The organism is Clostridium carboxidivorans P7 (assembly GCF_001038625.1).
GTDB classification, from domain to species: domain Bacteria; phylum Bacillota; class Clostridia; order Clostridiales; family Clostridiaceae; genus Clostridium_AM; species Clostridium_AM carboxidivorans.
The window spans coordinates 2,473,444-2,486,671 of sequence record NZ_CP011803.1 but is presented as its reverse complement, the minus strand read 5'-3'; the positions used below and the strand labels follow the sequence as shown (position 1 = coordinate 2,486,671).

Genomic DNA, 13,228 nt, shown 5'->3' with positions numbered 1-13,228 from the left:
ATTTTAGACAATGCATCAGAAAGATGCCTTTAATGAATGTTTTAAGAAAATGATTGAAGCAGATGGAATTATTTTGGGATCACCAGTTTATTCAGCTGATATATCATCCAAAATGAAAGCTTTTCTTGAACGATCAGGTGTTATTATTTCAGTTAATCCTGGACTAATTAAATATAAAGTAGGTGCTTCTGTTTCAGCAGTTCGACGCGGTGGTGGAATGACCGCCGTAGATACTTTAAATCATTTTTTATTAAATAAAGAGGTTTTACTGGTAGGATCTACTTACTGGAATATGGTCTATGGAAAAGATATTGGCGATGTTTTAAAAGATGAGGAAGGTATGAAAAATATGAAAAACTTGGGTGAAAATATGGCATGGCTAATGAAAAAATTAAAGGCGTTTTAGTTTTATATATTGCAATAAATAGAAAAACATAATCATCAATTTTACCAGCCGCATTTAAAAATAAAGTGCTTTTAAAGCTTTGAAACATATGCTTTAAAAGCACTTTTTTATTGGAATTTTTAGAAATCAAAATTAGATGTAATAACATTACAAATATGATATAATTTTCACATGACTAAGTCGGAAATGTAAATTACTATGAACTAATGATTATTTATATTGGGGAGGTATTATTATGGACTTTAGGAAAGTTTTTGATAGAATTCCTAAAAAGTTTGATGAATGGAGAACTCGTTATTGTGATGAACTTTTCGCTGATGTTATAGAGTATTCAAAGTTAGATTGTAGCAAAACAGTTCTTGAAATTGGTCCTGGAACAGGTCAGGCTACCGAACCAATATTGAAAACGGGATGTTCGTATTTAGCCATTGAACTAGGTGAAAACCTTGCGGAATATACAAAGAAAAAATTTAGTTCATATAATAATTTTCAAATTGTAAATGATGATTTTGAAACATATGATTTTGGTAATAATCAATTTGATTTGGTTTATTCAGCAGCTACCATTCAATGGATACCAGAGAAAATTGGTTTTCCAAAAGTTTATGATATGTTAGAAAGTAATGGAACATTTGCAATGATGTTAACTCGAACAGATGAAAAAAGTGATAATGAAGCCTTATATTTGAAGATACAGAAAGTATATGCTGAATATTTTCATCCAGAAACAGAATATACATGCCATTTAAATTATAAGAATATCAAAAAATATGGATTTGCTAATGTTGAATACTATGAGTATCACAAAACAAGAGTACTTAATGCTGATGAGTACGTCTCATGGATAAGTACACATGCTGATCATATAACCCTACAGGAACCATATAAATCAAAATTTTATTCAGGCATCAAGGATGCTATTTTGAGTTTTGGTAATAATATAAAGCTTTATGATACTATTGTTTTGTATTTGGCAAGAAAGCCATAACATTGAAGTATAAGGAATTACATGAAGCGGAGTTGGTTTGTTATATTCTTAGATATTAATCAAGTAAACCAATGAAATATTTAAAACAATGTAACAAATAGTAATTTTATGATGAATTTTAAATATTAATTTGAAAGGAGACATAAAGATGTTATATAAAGTACCTACAAGCGAGGATTTAATTGATTTAATTGGAAAACCATTATTTGAAGTTTGGACAGCATTATGTGACATGATTGAAGAAAAATATGACATGGAATATTTATGGAACAATGGAGGTAAAGCATGGAAATACGAGTATAAATATCGTAGAGGTGGAAAAACACTTTGTGCATTATATGCAAAAGAGAATTGTGTTGGTTTTATGATTATTTTTGGAAAAAATGAACGAGCAAAATTTGAGGAAGATAAAGAAAGCTATTCCATTGAAGTGCAAAAAATCTATGATGAATCAAAGACTTACCATGACGGAAAATGGATGATGTTTGAATTAACAGATACGTCCTTATTTGTAGACATGGAAAAATTGTTATTTATCAAAAGAAAACCAAATAGAAAGTGATTATTAAATTTCAATTTTTGGTTAAGAGTTATAAATAGTAAATTTTACACAAAGATTTTTATATTTTGAGGGGAGAGCTATAAAATGAAGACATTACCTATTGGTGCAAGTGACGAAGAAATTAAAAATCTGGTTATTGAGTGGAATGAACTTTTAGCTGCTGAGAAATATGAGGAAGCACTTTCTATGTTTCTTTCTGATAATTTGGAAGTTAAATGGACACCTGAGCTATTAGAACAAGCTGTATATGGCTATGGTGTTGTTGGTTATACTCGCGAAGAAATAAAAGAAATGTTTGGTCCTGAGGATTATAAAATTACTTCTATTTTTGATAATAAAGAAAAAGATAAAATAATAAATAGTATTGAAGTAAGTCATGATTGGAACTTTAAAGATGAAAGTACTATAGGAATGGTGCATTATGATTGTGTTCCCTTAAATGGTGAACTCAGTGATTTAACAGCCAGATTTTATATAAGAAAAATTTATGAGAACAACATAACTTTAGAATTTTTGGATCTTCATGTTATGTAAAACTTGTGAGTAAAATGAAAATAGATAAAGTTTCAATTTTAAGTTGATTATTATAAACCTACAAAATAAAGTACTCCTAAAGCTTTGGTATACAATCATTAAGAGTACTTTTTTATTTATAACTGTTGCATTATTAGATGATATCGATCTAATTTTTCATTTAATATGATTACCTCCTTAAAAGCTGGATTATATAAACAATTTTGTACTAATATTACAATTTAAAAATAACGTTAAATGAAAATTTAAATTCTTGATTTTAGAGAAAGCATAATTTTGTAGGGTTAAAATCATCATATATGAATTTATCCTTTCAAACAAGAATTTAGTTTTTCATTTTAGGGTTGAAAATTAAATAATACAGTATTTATGATAAAATAAAAGAATTAGATATAAAAAGAGAGGTGGATGTTGTGAAAATAGATTACGCCAAAAACTGTGATTTTGAGAGTTGGATAAGTCTATTAGAACTTGTTAAAGAAAACTTTCCAGGATTAGATTTAAGTGAATATATTTAGATGCTGTGATATAATTTGCATATAAATTATAAGATAATGTGATTACAATTTATATTTTTAGATTCATACAAATAGTGAATTTAGGGAAATTTAGTGAATGGAAAATAATTTAGATATTATTAAAAAATTGATGATGCAATATAACAGACCTTTCTACATCTATAATGGAAGTGTTATTTCTAAGCAAATTGAAATACTTTTAAAAAATTTTTCACAGTTTGAGTTTTACAGTGGTTGAACTTTAACATAGTATGTACTTAAGTTTTTACAGTTCAAATATTGAAACAAAGTTTGTGGAATAAGTAAGGAAAATATAATTGTATTTAGAAGAAAGGGTGAACTTGATGAGTGGATGCTGCTCTAATTTTTAATATTCTAAGAAATTAAGGAGAAGAGTATGATTAAAAATTTTAATTTAAGTAAATTAGATTCAGTAATGAAAATTTGGATTGATACTAATATAGAGGCACATGATTTTATACCAAAAGAGTACTGGATTAATAATTATGATTTGGTTAAACAAATGCTTCCTTCAGCTGATATTTATATATTTGAAGAAAATAATGTTATAAAAGGCTTTATAGGAATTACAGAAGGAAATTATATAGCAGGACTTTTTGTGAAAAAGGAATATCAAGGAGAAGGCATAGGTAGGAATTTAATAGATTATTGTAAGTGTAAATATTTGTTTCTTAAATTAGATGTTTTTATAAAAAACAAAAATGCAGTTAATTTTTATAATAAAAATGGTTTTAAGGTTTTGGACGAACATTTTAATGAAGAAACAAATGAGATAGAATATACTATGTTATTTAATAATAAATAACTTAAATCATAACAAAATATAAAGCTAATAAAATACCGCATTCTAAATGATATGTGGTATTTTTATTATGACAAATCAATTTTTTATAGGCTATAATATGACACATTAGATAAGTTGTTAGATCAAATCTTTAGAACTTTACTTGTTATATTAAGTTAAAGTTTTATATGTATTTTAGTGCTATCTATGATATATAATTATAAATAAAGTGTTGATGATTGGGGTGATTTTATGGATAATATAATTGGAAAAACTATATCTGGCTTTATAATGCTTATAGTTATCATGGGAATAATGATTTTTTTACCTGCATGGACACCTGTTTACTTTCAGGCATGGGTTTATTTACTTACTTTTGCTGTTTCAACAATATTGATTACTGTATATTTATTTAAAAATTTATTAGGGTATGATGAATTTTGTGAAAAGGTGAGATATCACTTAATTCCATTCATATGGTAGGTATAGAAATAAATAAGATAACAAAGGCACTGCAGTACTCAATTTAGAATTTTGCAGTGCTTTTGTAATATTCAATAAAAATGAAAGCTTATTTACATTAGTAGAAATATATGCTATTATCATTACGAACAAGTGTTCTAAAATATTAAAAGATTATTTGTTGAAATAGTTAAAAATATAAATGGAGGAGTAATTGATATGAAAAAAGGTGATAAATTATTTGTAAGAATTGATTATAAGAATAGTGAAAAAGAAGTCACTTCAAAAGATTTTCAGGATCACGTAGAGTACTTAAAGGGTGTTGCTGCTGAAAGATATTTTGTTGGAGGAGGCTTTGCCAATGAATCAGGTGGGATGATTATGTTCGAGGCTAAGGATTTAGAAGAGGCAAAAACAATTGCTGAAAAAGATCCAATAATTCAAAGAGGTTTATTCAGAGTTAAAATATATGAATGGGATTTGTTGATATTATCGGATAAAAGAATATGAACAATGATCTTTGAAAATTAGATAGTACAATAGTATACTTGAAATATAAAGATTATTTGTATTTTAAATGAGTGGAAATACATAGAATTACCCATCTATAATTGGGGAGGTAAATATTGTGTATAAATTATCGCAAGAGGAATTTAAGGATATATTAAAAAATAGGAAATCAAAAGAAAGACTTGTTTTAAGAGAGATAGAGCTTTTTGATATGGATTTTACAGGTTGGGATTTATCTAACATTGATTTTTCTTTAAGTGCATTTCATAGAATTAGGTTTGATGAGGCAAATTTAGAGTACAGTAGTGTTTGCAATGCATTGTTTGATGAATGTACTTTACGCAGCACAGATTTTCGACATGCAAATTTAGAATGTTCAGCGCTTCGATATGCAGATATGCGGGGCTGCAACATTGAGGATGCAAATTTATATGGTGCAGTGCTTGAGTATGCTAAATTAGAAGGTATTATTTCTGATGAAAATACAAAATGGTTTAGGCTGCGTTGTCCAGAGAAGGGAGCTTTTCTTGGATATAAGAAGTGTTTTAATAATCGTTTAGTACAGCTTCTCATACCAGAAGATGCAAAGCGTACTTCAGCTACATTACCTTCTTGCCGCTGCAGCAAAGCAAAAGTTCTTACAATCAAAAGTTTTGACTACAAAGAAAGTTATATGGAAGCTTGGTCTTTAGTAGATGATAATTTTGTTTATCGTGTAGGTGAGTGGGTAGAAGTAAAAGATTTTAATGAGAACCGATGGATGGATTCTACTACAGGCATTCACTTTTGGCTGACAAGAGAAGAAGCAAAAAACTATTAAGAAGTGCCTTTAAAGCTTTGAAATATAAGCACTAAAGGTACTTTTTATTTCAAGTTATATAAGTATAATGAAGAATTAATTGATAAGGTAAAAACAGCATTTTTTTACACAAAAATCAAGTGATTCTTAGACTCAGATGAAGTTTGCCTGTGAGGAATACCATTAGGAATAACTTTGCAATTCAGTATTAAATTTGTACTTTTAAACTGTTTTTTTGTATAGTATAACCATTAAGTGTAAGAATTTCAATATTAGAATGATATAATATTTATTAAGCGATTTGTTAATATAGGTTTAGGGGGAGGCAACTATGCTTAATATAAATCCTTTTAAAAGAATATCATATATTGAAAATGGAATAGCAGAGTTCAAAAAGATGGATATTATAAATGCTATAGGAGTTATGATTTTTTATGTAATTGCCACAATATTCATGTCGGTTTTATTTATGAAGGATAAAGCTGGATTTTCATTAAAGATTTTTATATTTAATGGAGTTAAGATATTACTTATATTTACTGTACTTATAAATTTATTTTATTATTGGTATTCAATTATAATAGATGAAAAAAATATTTGTAAAAAAACTCCTAAAAAAATTACTATAAAAAATGTTTTTTATATAACTATAGCATTATTAGGATTTAGAATAATTTCTAGTTACTTAACAATCTTCATATTAGCACCTTTTAGTAAAGTATTGATGCCAAAATTTATGCTAAAAGCTGTCAGTGAAACTATTGAAATATCATTTTTTATATATGTTTGCATTATTGGACCTGCTATGGAAGAGTTTGTATTTAGAGGGGTAATCCTTACTGGATTATTAAAGAAATATTCAGTTAAAAAATCAATAATAATCTCAGCTCTACTATTTGGAATAATGCATCTAAATGGTATTCAATTTATTAATGGTTTTTTATTAGGTGTTTTATTAGGGTATATTTATGTAAGGACAAAATCAATATACTTATGTATGTATTCACATATATTATTTAATACCATGGGAGTTATATTTATGTATATACCTAAAATTAATAATTTGTTAGTTACTGTTTTATTTGCAATAGTGGCATTCATATTTATGATTTATGGTATAAAGAAAATTGATAATTTTAGAAATGGAGGTTTGTAAGGTGAAAAAAAGAAGAAAGTCAATTATAATTTCCTTAATAATTATAATGATTGCAGGAGGAACAGCACTATATAGAATCTGCTTTAATAATATTGATTCGGATCAGTATTTATCAAGCAATGTTCTTGAAAAAAGTATTGAACAGCATCAGAATGACAAAATGGGTAAAAACAGTAGAAGTTTTGATTTTAAAAAATTTGATGGTCAATGGTCTTTAATACAATTTACATCCAATAAAGGTAATGAAATAAATATTGTTGATAATACAAAAATTAATAGTGGTAAATTTTATATTGTAGTTTTGGATTCAAAAAATAATATTGTAGCTAAAAAAAATGAATTGAAGGATAAAGGGAATATAAGTTTTTCTACTCCTAAAGATGGAAAATATGCTATTAAAATTGCAGGGTCAAATGCAAGTGGTAATTTTGATATAAGCGTAAATGCTCGTAATAATGTAGATATTTCTCATAAAGATTTTTTTGATGAATAAAGTGATTTTTAGAAGAAGTTATACAGGAGAGTATCAGCCGTTAAGCACTTTCTAAGCACTCTAAATCGCTTTCGCAGAGTGTGATGGGAGTGCTTAGGATGATAGCCATCAGATAAAAATTAGTTATGTTTAATAAAAAGGAGTCTGATTAATGAAATATTCAAGAAAAATACCTTCTACAGATAAAGAACTAAGTGGTAAACTAATATCTGAGGGATGGATAAAACTAAAAGAACCTTCTAATTTAGGAACAGCAACCTTACTATCAATACCTTTCATGTTTATAAATGGAATTATTTCTATGGGCATTTTCTATTATTTATATCCACCATTGAAAGAACTTTTTTTCAGTCAGCATGAATTTAGTATTACTTTTAAAGTAAATTTATTTACTCTTGTATATGTTGTTATAATTTTTATGTTTATGACTATACATGAATTTATTCATGCTTTTTTTATACCTAATGTATTTGAATCAGATAAAACATATTGGGGAATAAATGCTCTTTGCGGATTTGTTTACACTACTGAAAAAGTCGAAAGGAACAGATTTTTAATTATTTCTGCTATGCCTTTTATTTTGTTATCAATTATATTACCTTTTATTATAAGTTTTTTAGGATGGGTAAATGGATTCACAATATTTCTATGTTTAATAAATGCAATGGGTTCATGTGTTGACTGTCTTAATATGTGTTTAATAGCAACTCAAGTTCCAAAGGGTTCATATATTATTAATAATGGATTTGAAACATATTTTAAGTAATTTAAGATTATGAGTTTAGTATTCATAGCAAATGACTCAAATGTAAAAAATTAATAAGAAGTTTAAGAAGGTAGATGAAGATTAAAATATAAAGCAAAAGGATGGTATTCTAAATGGTCAAAAGATGTGCTTGGGTGACAGAAGAAAATTTATATATTGAGTATCACGATAAAGAATGGGGAGTACCAGTATATGATGATAGAAAGTTATTTGAAATGCTGTGTTTAGAAGGAGCACAAGCAGGATTAAGTTGGTGGACTATTCTAAAAAAAAGAGAAAATTATAAGAAAGCCTTTGATAATTTTGAAGCAGAAAAGATTGTTAAATATACAGATGAAAAATTGAAGTCATTAATGGAAGATAAAGGTATTGTTCGTAATAGACGAAAAATCGAAAGTGTTGTTACTAATGCTAAATCATTTTTGGAAATTCAAAATAAGTATGGTTCATTTTCTAATTATATATGGAAGTTTGTAGATAACACACCTATTATTAATGCTTGGGAGAGTATAGAAGAAGTTCCCTCTTCAAATGAACTAAGTGACAAAATGAGCAAACAGTTAAAAAAAGATGGATTTAAATTTGTAGGTAGTACAATCTGCTATTCTTTTATGCAGTCAGTAGGAATGGTAAACGACCATACAACAGACTGTTTTTGTTATGCTTTGTGCTCAAAAGAGATTTAATGATAAATCAATGTAATACTTATAAAATATGTTATAATTAACTAAAACATACAAAATTAAACTTTTGGAGCTGAGTATTGTAATTATTAATATTGATTTAAGAAGGTGAAAATGTGTGTAGTGTCACAGAATTGATTGAAAGATTATGTTCTAAAGATAATAAAGCTGCATACCAAGCATTGCAGATGCTAGAAACTGAAAGTGAAAAATCTAATGATGTTTATAAATTTTTTGATAGGTTTGTTGAAATGATTGAAAATAACAATTCATATATAAGAAACAGAGGCATTGTTTTAATATCTGTTAATGCTAAATGGGACACAGAAAATAAAATTGACAAAATTATAGATGATTATTTAAAACATATCTTAGATGAAAAACCAATTACAGCGAGACAGTGTATTAAGGCACTGCCGAATATTGCAAGATATAAATCAAATTTAGTTGAATGCATACGAGAAGCATTAATGAAAGCGGATGCATCCATATATGATGATAGTATGCAGACATTATTATATAAAGATATTTCATCTTCGTTAAAGAAAATTAAATGACATTTTTCAATACAATAATTACTAAAATTTAAAATGTGAAAACTATTGTATATTTATTATTGATATTTGTTTAGGGAAGGGCGCGGTAAAATGCTAAACAATCAATTTTTAAATTATAAAGTTGAAGCGTGGGATATGCTTCAACACCTTTTTAAAGTTAAAAGTATCAATGATCATATTTTGCATTTTGTAGCAGTACTTGGAGAAAAACTTGATTTAGAACGTTTAAAGCAAGCTGTCAACCTTTCAGCAGATTCTTTTCCGCTAATTAGAAGCAGTTTTAATGAAACTAAAAATAAATCTTACTGGGAGGATAAAGGATACACAGCGAATGATATGGTGAAGATTTTAGAAACATCAAATGTGGACAAAAGTGTTAATGAATTTATCTGTAAAGAAATTGATGCTTTAAATGGTCCCCAGCTGAAAATTGCAGTTGTTCGAGGTGACAAAAATGATACGCTTTGTGTTCTAATCAATCATATGATATGTGATGCTGCTGGATTTAAAGAGTATCTTTATATGATCAGTGACATTTACTCAAATATAGAAGAAAACTCATATTACCCTTCAGTATCAATGCGTAATAGAAAGATAAGCCAAATATTGAAGGTATTTTCGATGCATGACAAGTTAAAAATAATGTTTAGTAAAAATGATATGCTTTCTCTTGATCCAGCTGAGTTTCAGCTTGAGGGAAATCTTAGCAATCCTTTTATAGAGATTCGCACGCTTTCAAAAGAGCATTTTTGTCAAATTAAAACTTATGCTAAAAAACATGGCGCTACGTTGAACGATGTAATCCTCACAGCTTATATGCGTGTACTTTTTCAAATATTTGGTCGTGTTATTACTACAACTTGTTCTTTGGATATGAGAAAATATCTTCCCAATCGCAAAGCAGAGGGTATTTGCAATTTATCTACTAATCTTAACTGCAATATAGGTTCAGAGATTGGTACAGAATTTGAGGAAACCCTTATTAAAGTAAAAAAAACCATGGACAAGGAAAAATCAAACATTGCCTGCATTAAGAGCATTAACCTATTGGAAAAGATGTTTGATATATTACCATATAAAGTGATAAGAAACATTGTAAAAGAGAAATTTGCCAATCCGTTTATTGCATTCACCAATATAGGGATACTTGATAAAAAAAGGCTTACTTTTGGGAAAGTTGAAATTACTAAAGCTTATATGACGGGTTCAATCAAATATAGTCCCTATTTTCAACTAGCTATTTCAACATTTGATGATGAGGCAGCATTTAGTGTAAATCTTTATGGAACGCAATCTGACAGAAATACAATATCAGTTTTTTTGGATAAACTTGTTGAAGAGTTAAATAATTGCATGTGATTATATGAATATGTAAGGATGTAGTGAAAATAAGATTGAACTGAAAGAAATAAGCAGTTCAATCTTATAATATTATGTATATTGAATCACCTTTTGGTATTTTCTATTGCATCAGTGAAAAGATTATAAATTTTCTGTTCATCAAATTTTGCAATATCTTTTATTACGCCGCCAGCCATGTCTGCATGTCCGCCACCAAGTCCTAAGCCTTTTAACACTTTTTGAATAATAGAAGCAGCATTTATTCCATTTTTTTCGTTTCTTATGGAAAAGTTTATTGCTCCATTATTTTTAGCACATAGAATTACAAAATCAATTTCCTCAATTGATAATACAAAGTCACTAAGAATTCCAAGTAAGTTTTGATTACAGCCATCCTTAAAATAGCAAAATGCAATGGATGAGTTAATTTTTATGTTATTAAGCAAAAAATTATAAAAATTAAGATCCTTCACTTTAATATAATTTCTAAGTACTGAGTTAACGAAATGAATATCTGCTCCAATATATAAAGAATGAAAAGCATTAATATCTTCTAACGATACTCTCCTTGTAAGCTGAGATGTATCTACATTTAATCCAATAATAAGTGCAGTTGCTATATTTCTTGGTATAACTTTTTTAAGTTCTTTGTAATATGTATAGATAATAGTTGAGCATGCTCCATAATTACTTCTAATATCAACATACTCAATGTTTTCTGGCTCACTTACATCATGGTGATCTATTATTGCTATCTCAGTACCATTTAACCCTTCAACATTACTATTTCCTTTACAACCATCTACTACAATTATTTTATCATCCTCTTTTATATCAAAATTTTCATACTTGCTAATATTTATCTGGAGGTTTTCTATCATTTTAATAAGTGAATCCCTTTGAATTTCACCTTTATATATGATATGTGTTTCTATTCCAAATTCTAGAAGAAGATTACTTAATCCATATGCTGATGCTACTGCATCATGATCAGGGAAATTATGGGTTTGTATAAATGCTCTTTTTTCATTTTGTAATTTATTAATTAAATCTAAAATTTTAAGCATATCAGCACCATTCCTTATATAAAATAATTGAAAATTAAAATAACTAACCTTATCATATTATTAGAAGTATATCATAAAAAATTTAGATACAACATATTTTTTATAGATATGAGGGGGACATAGTTAATGAAAAAAGTTTATATTTAGAGAGGTTAAAAGTGAAAAAAATTACTGTTTTTATCGGGAGTCCAGGAAAGCAAGCAACTTATAAGGCTGTTCAAGAATTTGTTACAAACCTCAAGTCTCAAATGGAACTTGACTTTGAGTATGTTTTTTTAAGTGACTATAACCTTGGAAGTTGCAAAGGCTGTAAGTTATGCTTTAACAAAGGGGAGGAATATTGTCCTTTGAAAGATGATCGAGACTTGCTACTTGAGAAAATAAATAATTCAGATGGAATAATTTTTGCCACACCTAATTACGCATTTAATGTAACGGCGATTATGAAAAATTTTTTAGATCGATTATCTTTTGTTTTACATCGACCGCGCTTTTTCAATAAGGCGTTTATGGCTATTGTTGTCCAAGGAATACACGGAGGAACCGCTATTGTAAAATACTTAGAAAATATAGGAGAAAACTTTGGATTTCAAGTGGCAAAAGGATGTTGTTTGACGTCATTAGAGCCTAGAACAGCACTTGAACAGAAAAAAATAACGCAAGAACTCAGTAAGGCATCTGTAAGGTTTAGAAAAGAACTTATGCGTACCACATTACCAATTCCATCTTTTTTCAAGCTTATGATGTTCCGAATGAGCCGTAAATCTATAAACGTAATTTTGAATGAAAATTACCGGGATTATTGCTATTTTAAAGAAAAAGGTTGGTTTGAGTCTGATTACTATTATGATGTTTCATTAGGGTTTATCAAAAAGCTGGCAGGTAGATTTTTTGATTTTTTAGGTAATTTTATAGGCAAACAGAAACGGAGAACTTAGAAAACTGACATAAGACTTAAATAATGGGGTTTAGAGCATTGTATCATTCAAATCTGAATTTTACAGTGCTTTTTGCGTCGCAAAACAAAGATATTATATATTGTAAAACTATAATACATACATGATGTTTGGAAATCATTACAATATTTATGAAATATGTTATGGTTAATGGAAAGATAAATCAGTAATTTGTAGGGAAGTTTTAAGGAAAATCATATGATTATATCAATATTAGCTTAAATTTTATGGCATTTTAAATATTGTTATAACACTATATATAGTTGAGGAGGATGCATTTTGATTAATAAAAGCACCAAAATAATGTTAATTTTATATTTTATCTTTTTAACCATAATTGTAGTCTCCATTTCTTAGTCTATTAAAAAAGATCAATCTAAGTAAACTGGATAGAAAAAGCACGTTGGGGTGCTGATAGAAAGTATTATATGTCATCAGGTATTTCAGCTGAAATTGATATGACATTGGGATTTGTTTTAGATAGGTTTGGTAAAATAAGGCTATATTTTTTGATTATTAGAGCAAAAAAGGACTAAATAATGTCTAATGAGCAAATAATAAATAAAATATATTTTATTTAGGTTGCAACTTTATATCCTAAGATTAGATACCTTTATGTAGGTAC

General features: G+C 27.8%; 15 protein-coding genes and 1 pseudogene. 15 read left to right on the top strand and 1 reads right to left on the bottom strand.

Translation table 11 applies throughout. From position 1 onward, the window contains the following. Positions 1 to 16 precede the first annotated feature (16 nt). From Ccar_RS10850 to Ccar_RS10785, 14 genes and pseudogenes are all read left to right on the top strand, one after another. A pseudogene (locus Ccar_RS10850) lies at positions 17 to 406 on the top strand (flavodoxin family protein); the annotation flags it as partial. A gap of 235 nt (positions 407 to 641) precedes the next feature. Continuing rightward, positions 642 to 1,394, top strand: a complete 753-nt coding sequence (locus Ccar_RS10845) for a methyltransferase domain-containing protein (RefSeq protein ID WP_007062905.1) — start codon at positions 642 to 644, stop codon at positions 1,392 to 1,394. Positions 1,395 to 1,542: 148 nt separating this feature from the next. Further along, on the top strand, positions 1,543 to 1,956 hold the full coding sequence (locus Ccar_RS10840) for a DUF3788 domain-containing protein (RefSeq protein WP_007062906.1): 414 nt from the start codon (positions 1,543 to 1,545) through the stop codon (positions 1,954 to 1,956). Between the two features lie 84 nt (positions 1,957 to 2,040). Then, positions 2,041 to 2,490 carry a hypothetical protein gene (locus tag Ccar_RS10835; protein ID WP_007062907.1) on the top strand — a complete coding sequence of 150 codons (450 nt, stop codon included), beginning with the start codon at positions 2,041 to 2,043 and terminating at the stop codon, positions 2,488 to 2,490. A gap of 915 nt (positions 2,491 to 3,405) precedes the next feature. Then, on the top strand, positions 3,406 to 3,834 hold the full coding sequence (locus Ccar_RS10830; RefSeq protein WP_007062909.1) for an N-acetyltransferase: 429 nt from the start codon (positions 3,406 to 3,408) through the stop codon (positions 3,832 to 3,834). Between the two features lie 231 nt (positions 3,835 to 4,065). After that, positions 4,066 to 4,296, top strand: a complete 231-nt coding sequence (locus tag Ccar_RS10825) for a hypothetical protein (protein WP_007062910.1) — start codon at positions 4,066 to 4,068, stop codon at positions 4,294 to 4,296. A 198-nt stretch (positions 4,297 to 4,494) separates the two neighbouring features. Next, on the top strand, positions 4,495 to 4,785 hold the full coding sequence (locus tag Ccar_RS10820; protein ID WP_007062911.1) for a YciI family protein: 291 nt from the start codon (positions 4,495 to 4,497) through the stop codon (positions 4,783 to 4,785). Between the two features lie 118 nt (positions 4,786 to 4,903). Next, the gene (locus Ccar_RS10815; protein WP_007062912.1) at positions 4,904 to 5,605 is read left to right on the top strand and encodes a pentapeptide repeat-containing protein; all 702 of its coding nucleotides are present in this window, start codon (positions 4,904 to 4,906) and stop codon (positions 5,603 to 5,605) included. A 310-nt stretch (positions 5,606 to 5,915) separates the two neighbouring features. After that, the gene (locus Ccar_RS26080) at positions 5,916 to 6,740 is read left to right on the top strand and encodes a CPBP family intramembrane glutamic endopeptidase (protein ID WP_053075336.1); all 825 of its coding nucleotides are present in this window, start codon (positions 5,916 to 5,918) and stop codon (positions 6,738 to 6,740) included. A gap of 1 nt (position 6,741) precedes the next feature. Beyond that, positions 6,742 to 7,233, top strand: a complete 492-nt coding sequence (locus Ccar_RS10805) for a hypothetical protein (protein WP_007064756.1) — start codon at positions 6,742 to 6,744, stop codon at positions 7,231 to 7,233. A gap of 151 nt (positions 7,234 to 7,384) precedes the next feature. Next, positions 7,385 to 7,999 (top strand): DUF3267 domain-containing protein, encoded by a 615-nt coding sequence (locus Ccar_RS10800; protein WP_007059326.1) that lies wholly within the window; start codon positions 7,385 to 7,387, stop codon positions 7,997 to 7,999. 113 nt (positions 8,000 to 8,112) lie between these two features. Next, complete coding sequence (locus Ccar_RS10795) at positions 8,113 to 8,685, top strand: DNA-3-methyladenine glycosylase I (RefSeq protein ID WP_007059327.1); 573 nt, start codon at positions 8,113 to 8,115, stop codon at positions 8,683 to 8,685. Positions 8,686 to 8,798: 113 nt separating this feature from the next. After that, positions 8,799 to 9,239 (top strand): hypothetical protein, encoded by a 441-nt coding sequence (locus Ccar_RS10790; protein ID WP_007059328.1) that lies wholly within the window; start codon positions 8,799 to 8,801, stop codon positions 9,237 to 9,239. A gap of 90 nt (positions 9,240 to 9,329) precedes the next feature. Further along, positions 9,330 to 10,598 carry a condensation domain-containing protein gene (locus Ccar_RS10785; RefSeq protein WP_007059329.1) on the top strand — a complete coding sequence of 423 codons (1,269 nt, stop codon included), beginning with the start codon at positions 9,330 to 9,332 and terminating at the stop codon, positions 10,596 to 10,598. A gap of 86 nt (positions 10,599 to 10,684) precedes the next feature. On the opposite strand, the gene Ccar_RS10780 is transcribed toward Ccar_RS10785, so the two are convergent. Further along, the gene (locus tag Ccar_RS10780) at positions 10,685 to 11,647 is read right to left on the bottom strand and encodes a DHH family phosphoesterase (RefSeq protein WP_007059330.1); all 963 of its coding nucleotides are present in this window, start codon (positions 11,645 to 11,647) and stop codon (positions 10,685 to 10,687) included. 158 nt (positions 11,648 to 11,805) lie between these two features. Here Ccar_RS10780 and Ccar_RS10775 point away from each other — a divergent pair, with 158 nt between their 5' ends. Beyond that, a complete protein-coding gene (locus Ccar_RS10775) occupies positions 11,806 to 12,585 on the top strand; it encodes an NAD(P)H-dependent oxidoreductase (protein WP_007059331.1) in 780 nt (259 codons plus the stop codon). Positions 12,586 to 13,228 lie beyond the last annotated feature (643 nt).